The organism is Treponema pedis (assembly GCF_017161325.1).
GTDB classification, from domain to species: Bacteria; Spirochaetota; Spirochaetia; order Treponematales; family Treponemataceae; genus Treponema_B; species Treponema_B pedis.
The window spans coordinates 266,304-286,949 of record NZ_CP045670.1 but is presented as its reverse complement, the minus strand read 5'-3'; the positions used below and the strand labels follow the sequence as shown (position 1 = coordinate 286,949).

Below are 20,646 nucleotides of genomic sequence, written 5' to 3'. Positions count from 1 at the left end.
TTTTTCTTTACTTTTATCTTACGATTGAATGTCCTTCAAGTTTCTTACCTTAACAAGAAAAATTTTCATAACGGTATCTTCTTTACAATAAAATTTTACATATATTGTAAACAAAAAAACATATATGTCAAGAGTAAATTTATTTTTGCTCTTTATTAATTTTCATAATCTCTTCGATAATTCTTTCTGGTGTTGCAGGGTAGTCGGTAATGTTTGTTCCCAATGCATGATTAATTGCATTAAGAACAGCGGGTGCCGGTGCTACCGCCGAAATTTCGCCTACACTTTTTAAGCCGTAGGGAGCCTTTTCGTCTTCACTCTCAATAAGAAGCGTTTTTACATAAGGCATGTCTTGCGAATTTAAAACATGATATTTTGAAAGAGTGCCGTTTTTAACATAGCCCGCCTTGTCTCTTATAATTTCTTCCGAAAGAGCCATACCTAAAATAAATTGGGCACCGCCGTGAATTTGACCTTCCGCCAATAAGGGATTAACGGCTTTCCCTCACATAACACCGCTTTTTTAAACTATTTTTTAAATAAGCTTGTTTTTTATAAAATTCGTAATATAATGGTAAGTTATAGATATAATTATCTAATTTTATTTTAAAGGACGGATTAAAATGAAAAAAAAGCTATTTCTACTTTTTTTTGGAATCGTATCGGTACTATTATTGCAAAGCTGTTTTTTACTTACGGAAGCTATGACGCAGCAGGGAAAGCCGCAATCCGCTCCTGCACTTAAAGCGGGCAGCATTATAGGCGGAAAAACAATCGTCTGGGTAAACAATCAAAGCGGAGCATGGACTTTCTTAGCTGTCGGAACGCCTTCAGGGCCAATTCAATGGTCAAATGACAGTTCAAAATATATGAGCACTAAGTCTATGACAACCTCAATAGGCGGAGGAAAAGCCAACACCCTTTCAATTGCCTCTCAGCATAATTCTCATGCCCACACGATTTCAAATAATGCGGCAAAATATTGTTTAAGCAAGGGAGGTTATCTTCCGACAACGGAAGAAGCGGAAAAGATAGCTCTTTTTATCCGCAAAAACTTTTGGACATCTAATTGGGAAGCGACTTCTAAAGCCCTGTATTACAGTCCAAGCTCAAATTCTACGGTTGTCGTGTTCAGAGACGAAGGAACTACGGCCGTAGCCGTTCCCGTTTATTACTTAGATGCTTCGGGAAACGTAGTGGAACCTTAATTAAAAAACTCCTTAAAGCGGCTGATAAAATCCGAGCTTCGGCTCGGATTTATAACCTGACCCTCATTACGCCCTCCCTATCGATATACAGATTTAAAAATTTATTACCTTATCTATAGACTTGCCAAAAAGCTGAAAATATCCTATATTTTAGTGTATGACGGAAACAACTGATTGGGAGCTGGAAAAATTTAACGAAGTGTTTGATGACGAAATCCGCGTACTTACCCGCCGAAGGTTGCATGACAAAAACTGTTCGATTTCGGACTTGGAAGGCACCTTGGAGGCATTATATATTTTTAGAAGGGAATAATATAGACGGCAGGGGCCGCGCACAGGAGATTTCTCTCTCGGCTTCAATTGCAGCTTATGAAAAATTTATCGAGGATTGGAAAAATGAAAATAAAAAAAACTGTTAAACTTTTACTTGCAGCGGCTATGGCGGTATCTTTTTTACCGTCATGTTCAATAAAACAAATGGCATATAAATCTGCGGCCAATGCGATGGCGCCTCTTCCCGAGCATAAGATAAAAATAAAGCCCGACCCTAATGCGCCTAATCCCATTACCGCCCTAACGGGAGAAGACGATATTGAAATTGTAGGAGAAGTTTTTCCCGTAATTTTAAAGTTATATGAAGCTATGCATATCCAAGACCCTAAACATAGGGGCCTTGCCTTAATGACGGGGCAGCTTTATATTATGTACGCAAATGTTTTTATAGAAAGCCCTGCCGTTTACCTTTCCGACAACGAATTCGATAAAAAAAATACTGCATTTTTCCGAGCTAAAAAATTCTACAAACGCGGAGCAAAAGCGGCTCTTTTATCCTTAGATGCGGCATATCCGGGATTCGCGGAGGCTATTCATTCCGACAACTCCGAAAAAATACAAACAGCTCTTTTAAACTGCAAAATATACGATGTTGAAGCCCTTCATTGGGCCGGAGCGGGAATACTTGCAGCTTTTGCACTTGACCCTCTGGATTCCGATAATCTTCAATCGCTGGCAGGCGGAGTTGCTATGCTGGAAGCCGCAACCTCTCTTAATCCGGTATACTCAGACGGAGCCGTTTGGGACATATTGGCTAAATTTTATGCGGCAGCTCCCGATTCGCTCGGAGGCAGTCCTGAAAAAGCAAAACACGCCTATCAAAAAGCCTTGGAACTGTCCGAAGGAAAAACTCCTTCAATACACGTAACTTATGCGGTATCATTTTGTATTCCGCAACAAGACGGCAAAGGTTTCGATGAAGCTATAGAAAAAGCGTTAAGCATAGACCCCGAAGCACAGCCCGCCAATAAATTACAAACAACCCTTGCCCAAAAATATGCAAGATGGCTTAAAGAACATAAATCCGACTTTATTTTAGGAGATTAAATATGAAGAAAAAAATACTGGCAGGTATTTTAACATGGTTTTGCTGTACCGCAATTTTTGCACAGCAAAAAATCGAATTAAAAATTGCTACCGTAGCGCCGGCACGCTCCCCTTGGGAAATTGAACTGAAAAAAATGGCTCAGGAGTGGAATAAAATTACGGGAGGCTTGGTAAGCGTAAAATTCTATGACACGTATGTTTTAGGGGGAGATAAATCGGTTATTCAAAAAATGAAACCTTCACGCCCCGGACAACGTCCGCAAATAGACGGGGCTGTTTTTAATACCGTAGGTTTAAACGAACTTGCACCTAAGGCTCAAATATTTACCTTGGCAATTCCTTTTTTAATCCAAAATCAAAAAGAATTGGACCTTGTTTTGGAAAAACACGGCAATTTTTTTGAAAATGAAATTCAAAAATCGGGCTGTAAACTTTTAACGTGGTCAAATGCCGGCTGGCTTTCTTTTTATACAAAAGATTCCTACTCTTCACTTGGAGACCTGAAAAAAATCAAACTTGTTTGTTCCAACGACACAAAAGACTTTTCCGATGTGCTTAAAGTTTGCGGCTTCAATGTAGACCCCGTGCCGCCTTCAAAGTGGATACAAAATTTAAAAAGCTCAACCGGTGCAAGAGGCTTTACGGCCGTCCATTTATTAACACATGTATTGGGCTTATACAAAGATATTTCGTATATTTTGGACGCAAGACTTTGTCCCGTAATGTCAGGTTTTGTAATAACCGAAGAATCATGGAAACTCATTCCCGATAAATACAAACCCGAAATGCTTGCAGCTCTTGAAAAAACACGTAAAAGTCTGAATGAAGCTCTCGATAAAATGGATAGCGATTATTTATCTAAAATGCTTGCCGCAGGTGTAAAAAAAATCGAACTTTCCGATAAGGAAAAATCTGAATGGACAAACGAATTTCATAAAGACGCGGAAGCGGTACACAAGGCTCTTCCGAATGTAATAAATATTGAAATATATAAAAAAATAAAACAGCTGCTTGAACCTTATCGAAAATAAGTATATTATAGACGGCATGAAAAAAGCTGTAAATATTTTGATTCTAATTATAACGGCAGTTTTAATATGGCTGCCGTTTATCATTCATATTATTACCGGTTTAGGCATAACCGTGTTAGGTCCTGAAAGGCTGACAGTCCAGCTTATTTTTGTATTTGCCTGTCTTGCAGGAATTATAACAACCGCCTGTAAAAAACAGTTAAATATCGAAGTTCTAACCTCTATTTTTCGGGAAAACACAAAAAGAATAATACTGCAAATTATCTCCGCAGTAAATATCGCTGTTTTAACTTCTTTATTTTTTTCCGTTTTTCCCAATTACTCTCAAATTGCGGAAAACGATTCCGTTTTTTATATTCCCACAAAATTGTTTTTTTCGGCTCTTCCCGTTATGTATGCCGCAATACTTTTTATGGAAGTTAAAAGAACTAAAAATGCCGTTGCAATAATTTTGGGACTTATAACGGGTTTTATTTTAAGCACGGGCTCCGTTATCAGCTTACTGGATTTAATATTCGGAAAATTTACCGATATAACTTCGTGGAAAATATACAGTCTTCTTAATTCGGTTTTCGGCTTTATATTATCGGCTTCTTCAACCTTGCTTATTCCAATTGTACTCTTCTTTTCAATAAGCGCCCTTTTCGGAATGCCGCTTTACATAGTACTTGCAGGAATTGCATATTTTTCTTTTATGACTACCGGCGGTTATGTTGAAAGTATCCCGATAGAAACCTATAATATCTTAACCGATACATCTATAGCGGCAATTCCCATGTTTACCATTGCAGGTTACCTTTTGGCAAGCGGAAGTGCGGGAAAAAGACTTTTGGAATTTGTAAAGAATTCCGTAGGTCAAATAAGGGGCGGAGTTGTTATTGCAGCCGTTTTGGTTTCAACCTTTTTTACAACTTTTACGGGAGCTTCAGGAGTTACTATTTTAGCTTTAGGGGGAATATTAAGCCTAATTCTAACCGGCTCCGGATATTCCGAAGATGATGCCGAAGCGCTTATTACCTCGTCAGGGTCTATAGGAATTTTACTGCCGCCCAGTTTAGCCGTTATTGTCTACGGTGCCACCAACTTTATGACGGTGGATATTTTCGCTCTTTTTAAAGGAGCCTTTCTTCCCGGTATTTTACTTGCAATTTCTATGATTATAATAGGAATTATAAAAGATAAAACAAAAAAACGAACGACCTTTTCCAAAAAAGCTCTTTGGGAAAGTCTCAAAGAAGGAATCCCCGAATTGGTTTTACCTGTTGCAATTAGTACGGGATACTTCTCAGGCTTTTTTTCGCTTTTTGAAACGGCAGCCTTTGCCGTAATATACGCATTTATTTTGGAAGTCTTTATCCGTAAAGACTTTACAATAAAGCAAGCCTCCCATGTTATTTTGGAAAGTATTCCTACGGCAGGAGGTGTGCTCGTTATAATAGGTACCGCTAAGGCCTTAGCCTTATTCCTCGTTTATGCGGGAGTACCCAATATGCTATCCGAGTTTGCCTTGCAATATGTATCATCAAAATACGTATTTTTACTTTTATTGAATATTCTTCTTTTACTGGTAGGCTGTATAATGGATTTGTATTCCGCAATCCTGGTCGTATCGCCGTTAGTCATTCCGGTAGCGGAAAGTTTCGGTGTTCACCCCGTCCACACGGGAACGATATTTTTAACAAACCTTGCTTTAGGCTTTTTGACTCCGCCTATCGGAATGAACTTATTTATTGCAAGCTATACATTTAAAAAGCCCGTAACAAAAATTATTAAAAACATTCTACCCTATCTTATGATTCAATTTATAATTCTTATGTTAATTACATATATACCGCAGCTCAGTTTGGCATTTTAAATATGAATTATAAATTAAGGTAAAAGGTATTTTTATAACCTTAAACTGAAGAAGTAAAATGTTTAAAATATATAATATAAAAAAAATGAATTTTTTCTAAAAAATCTATTGACATTTTTTGAGGTTTTTGATATATTATACTCACACACACAAACGATACACACTGTTTTTCACTAGAGCCGTTCATTATCCTCCTTTTGGACGGCTCTTCTTTTTCAGCCTTAAAATTAATCTTATTGTTAATCGGTTTTAAGTAAAAATACGGCTTCAAAATCGGTGCTTTCCGTTTTCAATTCGGCAAAAAGCACGGAACCTTTTAATTCGGCTTCTACGGGAGAAAGTTTTGCAAGTTTATAAAAAACGGAATTTTCATTTTCAGTATTTTGAAAAACTTCAATAAAAAGTTTATATTTTCCTTCGGTATTACGTTTTGCAAAAATGTATAAAATTTCCTTGCTTCCGCTTCCGTCCGATAAAAATTTTGAATCTGCAGCCGCAAAAAAACTTTTATCTGCGGTTAACCTTGAAATTTCAATATTTCCGATTTCTTTAAGCACATCAACTCCGTTTAATTTAAGGCCGTTTATTCTCACGTCTTTATTTGAAGTAAACTTACTTACCGGATTTTTTGCGGTATCGAAAGAATGGAATTGATTAAGTATTTTATTTAAAAGAGCGGAGCCCTCTTCATCGCTTCCTACTACGGAATTCATCAAAGTTTGAATAAAATTGCCGTTTTGTGTCCCGTTTAAAAGTTTCATATATTCCGACGGAGAAAAACCCGCCTTGTTGCCGCCCGCACTTCCTTTTGAAGTGGTATTTTTCGGGGTCAGCGGATTTTTAATTACCGGACGTTCAGGAGCTTTAGGAATTATCGGTTGAGGAGGTTCTCCAGTAACTGGAATAACGGTTATTTCAGGTATTTGCGGAATGGAGGGTATAGGAGGAATTGAAGGCGTTTCGGTGCCGTTTGAGTCTTGAGCTCTTAGCGGTATTAATAAAAGAGATGAAAAAATAAGAATAAATATAAAGGCTTGAACGGGCATATTTGCAAGACGGCTTTCTACGGATTCAAGTTTTGCCTGTAAACTTAAAATGGTTTTTTCAAGACGGCGTTTTTCTTTTTCAAGAGCCCTTCGCGGGTCTTCTTCTTTTTTAGGTGAAACGATTTTACCGCGTACTGCGGCAGGACTGTTTTTATTTAAAAAAAGTCTTTCGGCTTCCGCCCGTCTTTCGGCATTACCTATATTTGCCACCTGCCGCATAGCGTCCGCTCCTATTTCAGGATTTATATTATAAGCGTTTATTTTTTCCAATGCGGTCGCCGATGCCCGCGGAAGGCACAAAACCCTATCTACATAATCTTCATACCTTACACCGGCCTTTTTACACAAGGGACGAGCCTTCGCCAAAAGCCTTCCGAGCTCCTTAATGAGCTTGCCGTCTTCAACCATTACGGTTTGCCGTATTTGTTCCGTAAGCTCTATAAGCTCAGGCGATTCTTCCAGTGTAATTTTATAAAGACCTTTTTTTTCGGCTTCTTCCAGCAATAAGTGAAAGAGAGTCCAAAATTTCGGTGTGTGAACTCGCGTAGAATAAAAACCGCCTTCTTTTTCGCATTGTTTGTGGTGAGTGTATTCGTGAATTGCCGTATAAATCATTTCATTATCACTTGCAAAATTTTTATTGTGCAAAATAATTTCGTGAGTATCGGGCTTATAAAGACCGTTTACTTTTTTACTGGATTTTCCCGTAAAGGTAACGGAAAATTCAAGCTCGGTATCGGCAATTTGAAGTAAAATATCTTTTACGTTATCTTGATTCATTCTATAATTATAAGCTATCGAAGTAAATTTTCAAGGGGCATTATAAAAATATTTTATAAAGTTGCGGCAGAAAGGTCCGGGAAGTTTTAACTAATCGTTGTTACCGTCAAACGGAGCGGGAAAATCTTAAAGTTTAAATTAAACCTCTACACTTTAAATTTCTTTATTTCTTCGACAACCTTTTCGATACTTCGTTTATTGATTTGACCTATATCGCTTATTTCCGTTTCCGCATTGTTAATTTGAACCGCACCTGAAGCCATTTCGTTCATACTGTTTGCTATACTGTCGGAAAGGGCTCCCAGTCTTTCCATTTCTTTTGAAACAAGTACGCTTCCCGTAAGCATTGCCTGCGAGCTTTTTTTTACTTCTTCAGTCATATTCTCTATTTGCTGCATTGCCCGTACAATTTGCCCGCTTCCTTCTTTTTGCTCCTCCATAGTTTCCATAATGATAAACTCTTGTCGCTTTGTTTTTTCAGCCAAGCCGGCAATCGTATCAAAACGGTTTTTGATGGATAATGCGGCTTCGCTTACACGTTTTATTTTCTCTTTTAATTCTTTTAATATCAAAGTAATATTTTTTCCCTGCATATTGGATTCTTCCGCAAGTTTACGTATTTCATCGGCAACAACGGCAAAACCTTTTCCCGCCTCTCCCGCATGTGCCGCCTCAATCGCGGCGTTCATTGCCAAAAGATTTGTTTGCGCTGCAATATGTTGAATAACGCTGCTTGCTTCTAAAAGTACTTCCGAGCTTTCATCTACGGATTTACTTAAATCTACGGCTTCGCCGATAACCGTTTTTCCTTCTTCCGTTTCAATATTTAAACTTCCGAGTGTTTCCAGATTTGTTTCAACGGCATCTGCAGCGGATTGAATATTGGACACCATAAGGTTAATCGATTTTGAAGAATCTTCTATATTTTGTATTTGTATTTTTATGTGGTTATCAACTTTTTCTATTGAAGTCGCCATTACCTGTAAAGAAGCTCCCACGGCGGTTACGCTTGAGGCCTGTGTAAGGATTTGTTTTTTTACGGCTTCAATGTTTGCGCTTATTTCATGAACGGCACTTGCAGTTTCGGTTATATTGCTTGCAAGCTCATCGCCTACTTCCTGCATAGTTTCGGTACTTCCGCCGACAACCTCAACGGCAGCTCTTATTTTTTCAATTGTTTGATTAAAGTATATCGATAAATCCGTAAGCTCGTCATTCCCTCTCACCGGCATACTCACGGTTAAATCTCCGTCGCCTTCCGAGATGTTTTTAAGAGTTTTTACCGCATATTTTACAGGGCTTATTATGCTTATACGGCTTATAATACCTATAATTATTGTGTACAGCAATAAAACTAACAAAGACAATATAAAGGTACGCAGAAAAAATACATTTCGCTCCCGTAAAATTTTATCAATCCCGAAAACGAATTTAACATATCCTATATTATTATTCGAAAAGTCCCGTAAAGGATAATAAACCGCACTTCTATTTTTTACCGTTGTTATAAGGTTTTGCGTCATTAAAATATCGGAAATAGTTTGAGGATTATCCGTATCCGTATCGTTAAAATTACCGGCTATAACCTTATATTCTCCTTCAAGAGTTTTTATTGTAATGCTCATATTCATTCCGCCTTCCAATACTTCCTCGGAACTTATTTTACATAAAGCGTTAATAAAATCGGTATTAATTGCCCCTCCGCATTCAACCGAACCTATATGCACTCCTTCGGAAGAATATAAGGGTGTAACTATGCGGAATCCCAAATCGCTTAATCCGACTTCCAAACCGGAAATGCGTTTTTTTTCTTTATTGGCTTCAATTACCGAAAGGCGGTAAGAGCTTAGATTATCGCCGTATTTTAAAGGGGCGTGTACACGCAAAAAAGAATTTACTTCCGGCGTGTGAAAATGAAATTGCTCTATGTTGTATTTTTCATGCATAGTTTTATACAATGGCCCTGCAGCATATAAAAGAGCATTTCTGTCTTTTTCGGCAAAGGCTTTTATAATATTCGTATCCTGAGATATAAAATCCAGAAGAATACCTCCCGTTTCCGAATAATTATTGACCGCATTTATAAAAGCAAGATGTTTTACGTTAGCCAATGCTCTTATCTGTTCATAAGAAAAATTGCGGATACTCCGCCATTCATTATAAAGCAAAACTGCATATTGAATCAGGGTTAAAAAAATTATCGGAAGCAGTAATTTAAATTGAATTGAAAAACGTCTTTTAAACTGAAATATTTTCTTACATTTTTTTTGAGGAAGACTGTCCGTTATACCTTTTTCTTTCATCTCATAACTCCTATATGCTGAAATTTTCACCTTTTGTACTCTTGTCGGAACTCCTTCTAAAACGGCAAATTGTAATTTTTTATGTTAAAATTCGGCACTGAAAGGTAATCCCCCTCCCCGCCGTTATCTGAAAAAAAGCGGTAGAGAGGGTATTTTTATGCATTGCGGGTATAAATTTAAAGCAAAACCGCCGCAAATATTTACAGCTTGGAATATTGTCCGCCGGTTATATCGGAAATATCAAGCTCTTTATATTTTATAACGTTCCAGTCGCCGTACTGGTAACCTTTAAACGGTATTTTTTGTCCGCTTTTAAGTTCCGCTCTTGTCGCAGGGCCTTCTTCATATAAAATTCCGATATTTTTATTGGGAAGCTCCTGCATTACAGAGTACACGCCTTCTATATCTTAATCTCCTTGTACCCGATACGGGTTTGTACACCAGCCGGAATTAAAAGAAGTCGCTTCGGGTAAAGTTAAGGCATTGCCTTCAAATTCTTTCCAATAAATACCTATGTTAAAGCGGTAAAAATTCGTACTGCTGCGGGCACCTGAAATCTCACTCGCAGAAGCTGCTCCCGATTTAAGGCCTAAGGGATAAGATGCCAATACGAGATTTACCTTTTCACCCGAAGCGGTTTTTTTAGCCTTTACTATTATCATATCCCCGTTACATTCGGTGCCTGCGATATTTTGTACGTTTACATTATTTTCAAATGTTCCCGTACCGTTTTCTACATCGGAATACTTAAACACGGTAAGAGGATTTGAACCTGATTTTTGCTTGCCTACAATAAGAAGACTGCCGTCATCGAATTCCGTAACCTTTACTTCATCCCAGCCGGTAATTTCCCCGCTTCCGCCCTGCCGTTTAAGCATTTTCCAATTAGAGCCGAAGTCGTCCGTGTACATAACATAGCCTTTACCGGCAATTCCGACATGCGCATACACCCGATAATGACTTCCTTTTTTATGAATTTTAGACTGTGTCGCTCTTCCTGAACCGAAAAACCGCTGTCCGGAGTTATTGTTTGTTAAACGCTCAATATCCGAGCTTATATCTTTATAAGTCCAAGTTTTTCCGCCGTCAAGAGAAGTAAAGCAAAGTAAATAGTTGGGGCCGTTTTGGTTACTGTAATTACTGCTCCCGGAACATGTTAAAAATAAAAGTTGTCCGGAATCGCGGTCGGCAGCGGGAACGGCGTCGCAATGCCCCGCATACTTACCGTCTTGAGGCTTCGTAACCGACGTAATATTGTTATTCTCCGTATCGTTATGAGCCTGTTGTTGTCCATGCCCGTCGCCGCGCGCGCAAACGGTTTCTTCCGACCAGGTTTTGCCCGCATCCGAGGATTTTCGCATTACAATATCCGAAGGTTTATTTTTATTCCTATAATTTCCGCCCTGTGCAATACCGCTACCGCTAATCGGTATATCATACCCCGTATCCATATTATCTCCGAAGCGTTTGTCGGCAAAGGCGAGCAAAACCCCGTCTTTTGTAACGGTAAGAGCTGGAATACGATAAAAGCCCTTCTGGTTATCCACCCCTATAGGACCCTTATCCCCTTCGAATACGGTTGCATAGGACTTATCCCTCGAAGAATCTTTCCAAACATCATAAGGAGGTTTTTTCTCTTTATTCTCATTCTTATTCGCTTCCTCATTTCCGCCTTCCGGTATATTCTTTGCACTCGGACAGCTTACAAACAAAGCCGTAAATATTATTGCCGCAATCAAGGCGGCAAACTTAAAGTTTTTCATAAATTATCTCCTATGTAAGTTTTTTACAGTTTTAATAATAAAACAGTTTATAAACAATTAGGTTAACCATTGTTAAAAATAAATATACTATAATTCCAAAATAAATACCAGAACCTAAAGCAACCGAATATTCGTCCGTAAAAAAGAACGGAAGTCTTTTTCGGATAAAAACTTACCCTAAAACCGTTCCGTTAAACCCGAATTTAAATTTTAAAAATATCCGAAAACGGCCTGCAAAACCTTGGTAAACCCTTATTTAAGATGTTTTATTCCATAAAACAAAGCCCCTCAATGCTTACTTGACCGTTTTTTATAAATATGCGATAATAGTTTTTTACGATTTAGGAGGCTTACAATGTTAGCACTTTTTATTGGTATTATTTTAATTGCTTTTACGGTAGTTTCAGCTTTGCCCATGGGATTGGGCTGGGGGCAGGATATACTGCTGTTTTTGCGCGGAGGTCTTCCGATTTTCGCCGCTTTTGTAGGGCTTATTTCCATCTTTATAGGCATTGCCGATATTAAAGACAAACAGGACGCACGTAAAGAAGAAGCCGCTATGAAGGCTGCGGAAAATAAAACGGAATAAGTTGTTGACATAAATCAATTATTCCTTTATAATATTTGCACCCACATTATCTGCATATATTTATTGTAGAAGGTATACACTAATGAAAACTATTTTTATAAAAGAACATGAAGCTCCCCGCTCTTGGTACTTAATTGATGCCGCAGGGAAGCCTCTGGGACGTGTAGCTGCAAAAACCGCCGCTATGCTCAGGGGAAAGCATAAAACCGTTTTTGCTCCCAATCAGGAAACCGGCGATTACGTAGTAATTGTAAATGCCGAAAAAGTTGCCGTAACTGGTAATAAGGCTAAGGATAAGATGTACTACAGACATACCGGTTATGTCGGAGGCTTAAAATCTGTCAATTTCAGCAAACTTATAGAGAAAAAGCCGACGGAACCGTTGATGATTGCAATTAAGGGTATGCTTCCCAAGGGACCGCTTGGCAGAAAGCTTTTAACGAATGTTAAGGTCTATGCAGGCTCGGAACATCCGCATAAAGCACAAAACCCCGTAGCAGTGGAAATATAAGGAGCAGCGAATGAAAAATATTGGAATGGGAACGGGCCGCCGAAAAACATCGGTCGCCAGAGTATACATTCGGGACGGAAAAGGAAAATTATCGATTAACGATAAGGACATTAACGACTATTTTGCTACAGCGGAGCAAATCCAAAAAGCAAAAGAACCTTTAATGGTAACTGCAAGTGAATCAAAGTACGACATTATCATTACTGTCTGCGGCGGAGGACTTAACGGTCAGGCGGGAGCATGTTCGCACGGTATTGCCAGAGCCTTGGCTCAAGTGGACATTTCCAACCGCGCATCTTTAAAGGCAAACGGATTGCTTACACGGGATTCGCGAATGGTTGAGCGCAAAAAATACGGTCAGCGCGGTGCACGCCGAAGATTCCAGTTCAGCAAACGCTAATTCTTTTTTTGTTGCGGATATATGCAGCGCTTCTTCAGGATTGATTAAAGTTGTCAATTCTGAAGGAGTGTCTTTTTTAACACGTGCGGAATATTTTAACGAAGAGCACTTGCAGCTTCTTACTAAAACTTGCGGTGCTTTAATAAGCGGAGATTTGTTGGACGCATTACTTAATGCCGTCCGAAGATATGCCGTTGAAACGGCGGCTATGATATATTTAAACAGAGCCGAACATTCAAGATTTCAGCTGGAAATAAAGCTGAAAAAAAAAGATTTTTCGGCAGGCGATATAAAAATCGCCTTGGATTATTTATCCGATAAGGGATTTTTAAACGACGGCAGGTTTGCCGCTGCATGGCTTAACACCCGCAGCATAAGTAAAAAAGAGGGAAGGAAACGGCTTGCTTCCGAGCTTGCTTTACGCGGAGTGAATTTTGCTGTTGCGGAAAAAGCCCTCAGCGACTTTTTTTCCGAAAATTCCGAAGAGGATATTTGCCGAACGGCTTTAAAAAGGCAGTCGGTAAAATATAAGGATAAACAAAAACTTCTGCGGTCAATGCAGCGGCTTGGTTTTTCTATGAATCTTATAAATTTATGTTTGGAGGAAATAAAAAATAATAGCGCAAGCTATTATAATTAAAATTATGAGTAAAAACGAAAGCAGACGGCGGGTAAAAATGTATTCGGCGCTTGAAGTTGCCAATATGTGCGGAGTCGTCAACCAAACAGCAATAAACTGGATTCGCAATGGATATCTGAAAGCCTTTAATACACCGGGCGGTCAATACCGTGTATATCACGAGGATTTACTTTCTTTTATTAAAGATCGGGGTATGAAAATACCTGAAGATTTGGAAGATTCTGCCGGTCAAGCCCATTGGAATTCCATTATTATTGTAGATGACGATAGGGTTTTAAATGAGGCTATAGCTACATTTTTAACGAAGAACATTCCGGAGCTTACAATTTATCAGTCTTATGACGGATTCGATGCCGGTTCCCAAATTGCAAAGTATAGACCGGGTTTTATTATCTTGGATATAGACTTACCCGGAATAGGCGGAAAAGAAATTTGTACTAAGATAAAAAGCGATGACTCTTTCGGAGAACCTTACATAATCGTGGTTACAGGCCTTGAAGACAGTACGCTTAAAACCCAAATGCTCGAATTGGGAGCGGATTCTTTTTTTAAAAAGCCCTTGGACTTTAATGCTATTTTAAATGAAATAAATACAGTCATAACTCAATAGTATGACGGTCATAACTCAATAGTATGACGGTCATCAGCGATAAAACGGAATACATAAAGCACATGCAATATGCACAAGGCTTTTTGTTGAAAAATCCGGTATAGCTTTTAAAGGATTAACGGAATGACGGCAACCGATGCAAAACTTACCGTTATTAAAATGGGGAAAAAATTACTCCATACGGGTCTTACAATACGTACTTGGGGAAATGTAAGCGTACGTATCGATAATGATAATTTTGCAATTACCCCTTCAGGTTGCGGATACGAAAATCTTAAACCCGACAACATTGTACTTCTTAACATAAATACTCCCGATTTGTTCGGTTCAGTAAGACCTTCCTCGGAACGCCTTTTACACGCGGAAATTTACAAAAAAAAATCTTCAATACGGTTTATTATTCACACACACCAAAAATTCGCCTCCGCAGCTGCCGGCTGTTTAAATTCAATTCCCGTAAAAGACAATAAAGCAAAAAGACTTCTAAAGAATTTTATTCCATGTGCAGAATATGCTCCGTCAGGCTCAAAAGAACTTGCTTTTAATGTCGCAGAATGTTTAGGAAATGAAGGAGCGGTTCTTATGCCGTATCACGGAGCCGTTTGTGTCGGGGAAACCCTTAAAGAAGCTTTTTTAAGAGCGCAAACCTTAGAAAATATTTGCCGTAATTTTATATTTTCGGAACTGCCCGAATTTGCCGAATTTTATACAAATTTTCCAAATGATTATAAAGAAAAACATCTTGACAATTCCTTTCCGATAAGTAAACGGAGCGATACGATTAAGCCTTTAATATATCAAAAAATATACGATTCGTACCCTGAAATAAATTTTATAGAACCTTCGGACCTGCCCGCTTCGGCTTACCTTTTAAAAAAAATTAACGTAAAAAACTTTATCGATAAAGAAAAACTTATTCCGGCTTTTTTGGAAGATTTTGCACAAATAGCGGGTGAAAATATTTTCAGTATATCATATAAAGATATGGGAAAAAATACGGCAAAATATTTACAAAGCAGAAACGCTCTTTTAATCGAAAACAAGGCTCTTTTATGCTGTGTTTCGGATTATGATGATATGATTGCACTAAAAGAAATATGCGAAAAAAATTTTACGGCATTTTTTCTTTCAAAAAAATTTAAAACATACTCGCCTCTTGAAGCAAACTATGTAAAAGAGTTGAGAAAGGGCTATATAAACGACTATTCCAAACGCGGAATGTAAACGGCTTTAATAACGCCTGAAAAACCGATATTTAAGCGAATAATAACCGGCTTTATAAAAATTCATTTTTTTTTCATATTCATTCGAATTATACATTGACATTTAATATTTTAAGGAATATAATAGAAGTTAATTGTAATAATTGCTCATGTTCAAGGAGGACTATGCAATGGCAAAGTCGAAATATGTATATTTTTTTGGCGACGGACGTGCCGAAGGTAACGGTACGATGAAAGATGTTTTAGGCGGAAAAGGAGCCGGATTGGCGGAAATGACCGCTATCGGGTTACCCGTTCCCGCCGGATTTACAATTACAACGGAAGTTTGCGAGGAGTACTATAAAAATAACCGCAAGTACCCCGCAGAATTGAAAAAACAGGTAGAAGAGTATCTTTCAAAATTGGAAAAAACCGCAGGTAAAAAGCTGGGAGATAAAAACGACCCTCTTTTAGTATCCGTACGGTCCGGAGCGCCCGTTTCAATGCCCGGTATGATGGAAACTATTTTAAATTTAGGCTTAAACGACGAATCGGTTAACGGATTGGCAAAAAAAACGGGTAATTTGAGATTTGCCCTTGATGCCTACCGCCGCTTTATTCTTATGTACGGCTCCACCGCTATGAACATTGAACGGGATAAATTCGATAAAATTTTAAATGATATAAAAGAAAAGAAAACCAGAAAGCGTCTTAATAAAAATGAAAATATAAAAATTTCGGACACCGATGTAAATGAAGCGGAATTAAAAGAAGTAATAGATAAATCAAAAGCTCTTTACAAAAAAGAAATAAAAACGGACTTTCCGCAAAAGCCTCTCGAGCAGTTATGGGGAGCAATAAGCGCCGTCTTCGGCTCATGGATGTCGGAAAAAGCCGTTACTTACCGCCGAGTAGAAAATATCACAGGTATACGCGGAACCGCCGTAAATGTTATGCAAATGGTTTTCGGCAATAAGGGAAACACGTCCGGAACCGGAGTTTGTTTTACCCGCGACCCCAATTCCGGTAAAAATGAATTTTACGGTGAATATCTTTTTAATGCGCAAGGCGAAGATGTAGTTGCAGGCATTAGAACACCGATTAAACTCGATGTTTTTGAAAAAGAAGACCCTAAAGCATATAAACGGCTTAATGAAGTAAGAAAAATTTTGGAAAAACATTATAAAGATATGCAGGATATGGAATTTACGGTAGAAGAAGGCAAACTCTATATGCTTCAATGCCGTACCGGAAAAAGACTTCCCGCCGCAGCCTTTCAAATGGCCGTCGATATGGTGGAAGAAAAACTTATTACAAAGGAACAGGCTGTTGCACGTATCAAGGCCTCCGATATAGAAGGCGTATTTTATAAAACTCTCGATTATTCAAAGACTTCGGAAATTAAGGCGTCTCATTTTGCCGACGGTATTGCCGCCGTTCCCGGTGCCGCTTGCGGAAAAATTTGTCTTTCGGCCGCCCGTGCTGAAGAAATGAGAAAAGACGGAAACAAGGTTATCTTAGTCCGTCATGAAACAAGCCCTGAAGATGTAGGCGGTATGCATGCAGCGGAAGGTATTTTAACCGCTACGGGCGGAAAAACAAGCCATGCAGCGGTCGTTGCACGCGGCTGGGGTAAATGCTGTATTGTAGGCTGCGAAAAACTTTCCATAGATTACGATAAAAAAGAAATTGCTTCAGGCGGAGTTATTTTAAAAGAAGGGGACTTTATTACCTTGGACGGTACAAAGGGCTCGGTTTACAAGGGTGAACTTACCTTAATAAATCCCAAACCTCCGGCAGCCTATAAAAAAAATAATGGAGTGGGTAAACGAAATAAGAAAAATTCATGTAAGAACAAATGCCGATACTCCTGAAGATGCAAAAATTGCAATCGGACACGGAGCCGAAGGTATAGGTCTTTGCAGAACGGAGCACATGTTCTTCAGCGACGAAAACAGAATTCTTGCAATCCGTGAAATGATTATTGCGGAAACAAAAGAAGCAAGAGAAAAAGCTCTTAAAAAACTTCTTCCTTATCAAACCCGCGATTTTGAAGGCATCTTTAAAGCAATGAACGGTTATCCCGTTACAATACGCTTAATCGACCCTCCATTACACGAATTTGTTCCCCACGATAAAGAAGGTCAGCAAAATTTGGCTGAACGGCTTAATATTTCTTTTGCAAGCGTTAAAAATCGGGTGGAACAATTAACCGAAGCAAATCCGATGTTGGGTCATAGGGGCTGCCGATTGAGTATTACCTATCCTGAAATACTTGAAATGCAGGTTACGGCAATTATCTCGGCTGCATGTTCGGCACAAAAAAAAGGTATAAAGGTTTTACCTGAAATAATGATTCCGCTTACAATTGACGCAAAGGAATTTAAAATTTTGGAAAAACGTGTACGTGAAGTTGCGGACGATATCATAGAGAAAAAAGCGAAAGATAAAAAACTTAAATATATGGTAGGCACTATGATAGAAACTCCGCGAGCTGCCCTTCTTGCCGATAAAATTGCGGAATATGCGGAGTTTTTCTCTTTCGGTACGAATGATTTAACGCAAATGACCATAGGTATAAGCCGAGATGATGCCGGCAAATTTCTTCCCGAATATGTTGATGAAACAAAGGCGGGCGTATTTAAGGCGGACCCTTTCCAATCTCTGGACCAGGAAGGGGTCGGAATGCTTGTAGATTCCGCAATTCAAAAAGGGCGCAATACCCGCAAAGACCTTGAAATAGGAGTTTGCGGTGAACACGGCGGAGATTTAAATTCGGTTAAATTCTTTTGCCGGGCGGGAATGGATTATGTTTCAGCTTCTCCATTGAGAGTTCCTATTGCACGCCTTGCCGCAGCTCATGCGGAAATTGAAAAAAAAGCAACCGCGGCTCAGCCTGTAAAACGGGGGGCTTCCGTTAAAGCCGATACCGTAAAGAAAGCTCAAACTAAAAAAGCTGCCGTAAAAAGCGATGCTTCACCAAAAAAAGCTCCGGTAAAAAAATCTATTTTAAAAAAATAAGATTTTAACAAACAAAAAGCGGCATTACCTAAACGGAAGTACCGAAACGGTACTTCCGCTTTTTAAATATGAGATAAGCTATGATTTTAAAAAAACTGAAAGCCGTAAGAGGTGCCGTTACCTGTGAAAATTCTACGAAAAGTATACAAAAGGAAGTTTGTTTTTTATTTTCCGAAATACTTAAACTGAACCGCCTCCGGGAAAAAGATATAGTTTCAATTCAGTTTACCGTTACTAAAGATATAACGGCCCTTAACCCTGCAACGGCTTTGCGTAAAAACGGTTTTGCAAAAGACCTTGCCCTTTTTTGTTCGGCGGAACCTGAAACGGAAAATTCTCTTCCGAACACTGTCAGGCTTCTTATTCATTATTATTCAAGGTTAAAACCTGTTTACGTTTATCTGAACGGAGCGGCGAATTTAAGAAAATAAGGGCTTATATTCTTTGAAAAAACAAATTCAATTATAAATTTTACAAGCCTTTAATACAATTAAAAAAAATCTATATTTAACAATTTATAGAATTTATTCATTTTTCTACTTGCCGATAAACGATAAATCGGATATAATAAAATCCCGTAAGAGATTTAAATTAAAAAAGTTACGATTAAGTAAAAGATTTTTATGCTTTAATCGGCAGCTTGTTTAAGTATAATCCGTTTTTGTTCTGGAGAATTTTTATGAGGTCGAAGTTTATTTTTATTACAGGCGGAGTTGTTTCATCTTTAGGAAAGGGTCTTACGGCAGCTTCTATAGGAATGCTTTTAAAACGGCGCGGATATTCCGTTATAAATCAAAAGTTCGACCCGTATTTAAATGTTGACCCGGGCACAATGAACCCGTACCAGCACGGAGAGGTGTTCGTTACCGAAGACGGCGGAGAAACCGATTTGGATTTGGGGCATTACGAACGTTTTACCGATGTTCCGCTGCACAAGTTTAACAGCACAACCGCAGGGAAGGTTTATCTTGCGATTTTGGATAAAGAAAGAGCCGGAGGTTATAACGGCGGCACGGTACAGGTGGTACCCCATGTAACCGATGAAATTCAATCCAGAATTATGTCAACCGCTACACACACCGATGCCGATTTTATAATTTCGGAAATAGGCGGTACCGTAGGAGATATCGAAGCTCTTCCGTTTATAGAAGCTATCCGCCAAATACGCTATGCAGTAGGTAAAGAAAACTGTATGTTTGTTCATCTGGGACTTTTACCCTATTTAAAAGAATGCGGAGAAATTAAAACAAAACCCATGCAGCACAGTGTAAAAGAATTGCTGGGCTTCGGTATTCAGCCCGATATTCTTGTTTGCAGAAGCGAAAAACCTCTTTCAAAATCGGTAAAAGAAAAATTAAGTTTATTTTCAAATATTCCGCAAGATGCAATAATCGAAAATTTAACGGCAAAATCTATTTATGAAGTGCCCTTAATGCTTGAAGAAGCCGGTTTAGGAAAGGTTTTGTGCAAGTTATTCAATATTGAAGATAAAAAACCGGATTTGGAAGAATGGAAAAAGATAGTTCATACTTATCATCACCCCGAAAAATCCGTAACTATTGCACTTGTGGGAAAATATGTTGAATTGCCCGATGCATATTTAAGCGTAGTGGAAGCCCTGACCGCAGCCGGGATTTATCATAAAACGGAAATAAAATTAGTTTGGGTAGATTCTAAAAAAATATCGTCACTTGACGATGCAAAAAAGGTTTTAAAAGGGGCAAACGGGGTAATTGTACCGGGAGGTTTCGGCGACAGAGGAATAGAAGGTATGCTGTTTGCGGCTCAATTTGCAAGAGAAAATAAAATCCCATATTTCGGGATTTGCCTCGGAATGCAAATTGCGGTAATTGAATATGCTCTTAATGTATTAAAATTGCCTGAGGCCAATTCTTCCGAATTCGATAAAAATTGTCAAAGTCCCGTTATAGACTTAATGCCGGACCAAAAAGATGTACAGCTCGGAGGAACACTTAGGTTGGGTCTTTACCGTTGTATGATTGCTTCAAATTCCCTTGCCGAAAAGGCATATAAAACTCATGAAATACAGGAACGGCACAGACACCGTTATGAATTTAATAATTTATATAGAGAAAAATTTGAAAAGTCGGATATGATTTTCAGCGGTATAAATCCTGAAAGGAATTTAGTTGAAATTGTAGAGCTTAAAAATCATCCGTGGTTTGTTGCAGCACAGTTCCATCCGGAATTTGCTTCCCGCCCGAATAAACCGCAAGCCCTGTTCAAAGATTTTATCGAAGCAGCGGTTAAAAATCATAAAATACAAGTTTGACGGTAAGTTTAAAA

At 38.6% G+C, this 20,646-nt stretch carries 16 protein-coding genes and 3 pseudogenes; 14 read left to right on the top strand and 5 right to left on the bottom strand.

What is annotated here, in order from left to right; genetic code table 11:
* Positions 1-139 precede the first annotated feature (139 nt).
* Positions 140-493, bottom strand: a pseudogene (locus tag DYQ05_RS01335) (molybdopterin cofactor-binding domain-containing protein); the annotation flags it as partial.
* Between the two features lie 130 nt (positions 494-623).
* Between DYQ05_RS01335 and DYQ05_RS01330 the strand changes: the two are divergent.
* The 5 genes and pseudogenes from DYQ05_RS01330 (at position 624) to DYQ05_RS01310 (ending at position 5,474) form a co-directional block, all read left to right on the top strand.
* Positions 624-1,208, top strand: coding sequence for a hypothetical protein (locus DYQ05_RS01330; protein WP_206183692.1), 585 nt, complete (start codon positions 624-626; stop codon positions 1,206-1,208).
* Positions 1,209-1,365: 157 nt separating this feature from the next.
* Positions 1,366-1,627 (top strand): annotated as a pseudogene (locus tag DYQ05_RS14590) (hypothetical protein).
* Between the two features lie 19 nt (positions 1,628-1,646).
* A complete protein-coding gene (locus DYQ05_RS01320) occupies positions 1,647-2,588 on the top strand; it encodes a TRAP transporter TatT component family protein (RefSeq protein ID WP_152513030.1) in 942 nt (313 codons plus the stop codon).
* 2 nt (positions 2,589-2,590) lie between these two features.
* Positions 2,591-3,619 carry a TRAP transporter substrate-binding protein DctP gene (gene dctP, locus DYQ05_RS01315; protein WP_020964076.1) on the top strand — a complete coding sequence of 343 codons (1,029 nt, stop codon included), beginning with the start codon at positions 2,591-2,593 and terminating at the stop codon, positions 3,617-3,619.
* A 16-nt stretch (positions 3,620-3,635) separates the two neighbouring features.
* On the top strand, positions 3,636-5,474 hold the full coding sequence (locus DYQ05_RS01310; RefSeq protein ID WP_206183691.1) for a TRAP transporter large permease subunit: 1,839 nt from the start codon (positions 3,636-3,638) through the stop codon (positions 5,472-5,474).
* Between the two features lie 239 nt (positions 5,475-5,713).
* On the opposite strand, the gene DYQ05_RS01305 is transcribed toward DYQ05_RS01310, so the two are convergent.
* The 4 genes from DYQ05_RS01305 to DYQ05_RS01290 form a co-directional block, all read right to left on the bottom strand.
* On the bottom strand, positions 5,714-7,300 hold the full coding sequence (locus tag DYQ05_RS01305; protein WP_206183690.1) for a hypothetical protein: 1,587 nt from the start codon (positions 7,298-7,300) through the stop codon (positions 5,714-5,716).
* Between the two features lie 146 nt (positions 7,301-7,446).
* The gene (locus DYQ05_RS01300) at positions 7,447-9,603 is read right to left on the bottom strand and encodes a methyl-accepting chemotaxis protein (RefSeq protein ID WP_206183689.1); all 2,157 of its coding nucleotides are present in this window, start codon (positions 9,601-9,603) and stop codon (positions 7,447-7,449) included.
* Positions 9,604-9,803: 200 nt separating this feature from the next.
* Positions 9,804-9,998, bottom strand: a complete 195-nt coding sequence (locus DYQ05_RS01295; RefSeq protein ID WP_152513514.1) for a hypothetical protein — start codon at positions 9,996-9,998, stop codon at positions 9,804-9,806.
* Positions 9,999-10,010: 12 nt separating this feature from the next.
* Positions 10,011-11,366, bottom strand: coding sequence for a sialidase family protein (locus DYQ05_RS01290; RefSeq protein ID WP_206183688.1), 1,356 nt, complete (start codon positions 11,364-11,366; stop codon positions 10,011-10,013).
* Positions 11,367-11,721: 355 nt separating this feature from the next.
* Between DYQ05_RS01290 and DYQ05_RS01285 the strand changes: the two genes are divergently transcribed.
* The 9 genes and pseudogenes from DYQ05_RS01285 (at position 11,722) to pyrG (ending at position 20,632) form a co-directional block, all read left to right on the top strand.
* Positions 11,722-11,955 carry a hypothetical protein gene (locus DYQ05_RS01285; protein WP_020964070.1) on the top strand — a complete coding sequence of 78 codons (234 nt, stop codon included), beginning with the start codon at positions 11,722-11,724 and terminating at the stop codon, positions 11,953-11,955.
* Between the two features lie 82 nt (positions 11,956-12,037).
* The gene (gene rplM / locus DYQ05_RS01280) at positions 12,038-12,466 is read left to right on the top strand and encodes a 50S ribosomal protein L13 (RefSeq protein ID WP_206183687.1); all 429 of its coding nucleotides are present in this window, start codon (positions 12,038-12,040) and stop codon (positions 12,464-12,466) included.
* 10 nt (positions 12,467-12,476) lie between these two features.
* Entirely contained in the window at positions 12,477-12,866 is a 390-nt protein-coding gene (gene rpsI, locus DYQ05_RS01275) for a 30S ribosomal protein S9 (RefSeq protein WP_020964068.1), read from the top strand.
* A complete protein-coding gene (locus DYQ05_RS01270; RefSeq protein ID WP_225969007.1) occupies positions 12,805-13,506 on the top strand; it encodes a regulatory protein RecX in 702 nt (233 codons plus the stop codon). Before rpsI ends, DYQ05_RS01270 begins: the two co-directional genes overlap by 62 nt.
* Before the next feature lie 37 nt (positions 13,507-13,543).
* Positions 13,544-14,116 carry a response regulator gene (locus tag DYQ05_RS01265; RefSeq protein WP_206183686.1) on the top strand — a complete coding sequence of 191 codons (573 nt, stop codon included), beginning with the start codon at positions 13,544-13,546 and terminating at the stop codon, positions 14,114-14,116.
* A 123-nt stretch (positions 14,117-14,239) separates the two neighbouring features.
* Entirely contained in the window at positions 14,240-15,340 is a 1,101-nt protein-coding gene (locus DYQ05_RS01260; RefSeq protein WP_206183685.1) for a class II aldolase/adducin family protein, read from the top strand.
* A gap of 169 nt (positions 15,341-15,509) precedes the next feature.
* Positions 15,510-18,339: pseudogene (gene ppdK, locus DYQ05_RS14440) on the top strand (pyruvate, phosphate dikinase).
* Between the two features lie 80 nt (positions 18,340-18,419).
* The gene (gene aroH, locus DYQ05_RS01250; RefSeq protein WP_206183684.1) at positions 18,420-18,770 is read left to right on the top strand and encodes a chorismate mutase; all 351 of its coding nucleotides are present in this window, start codon (positions 18,420-18,422) and stop codon (positions 18,768-18,770) included.
* A 248-nt stretch (positions 18,771-19,018) separates the two neighbouring features.
* Positions 19,019-20,632: a CTP synthase gene (pyrG, locus tag DYQ05_RS01245; RefSeq protein WP_029409581.1), complete on the top strand. Its 1,614-nt coding sequence runs from the start codon at positions 19,019-19,021 to the stop codon at positions 20,630-20,632.
* The last annotated feature ends 14 nt before the right edge of the window (positions 20,633-20,646 follow it).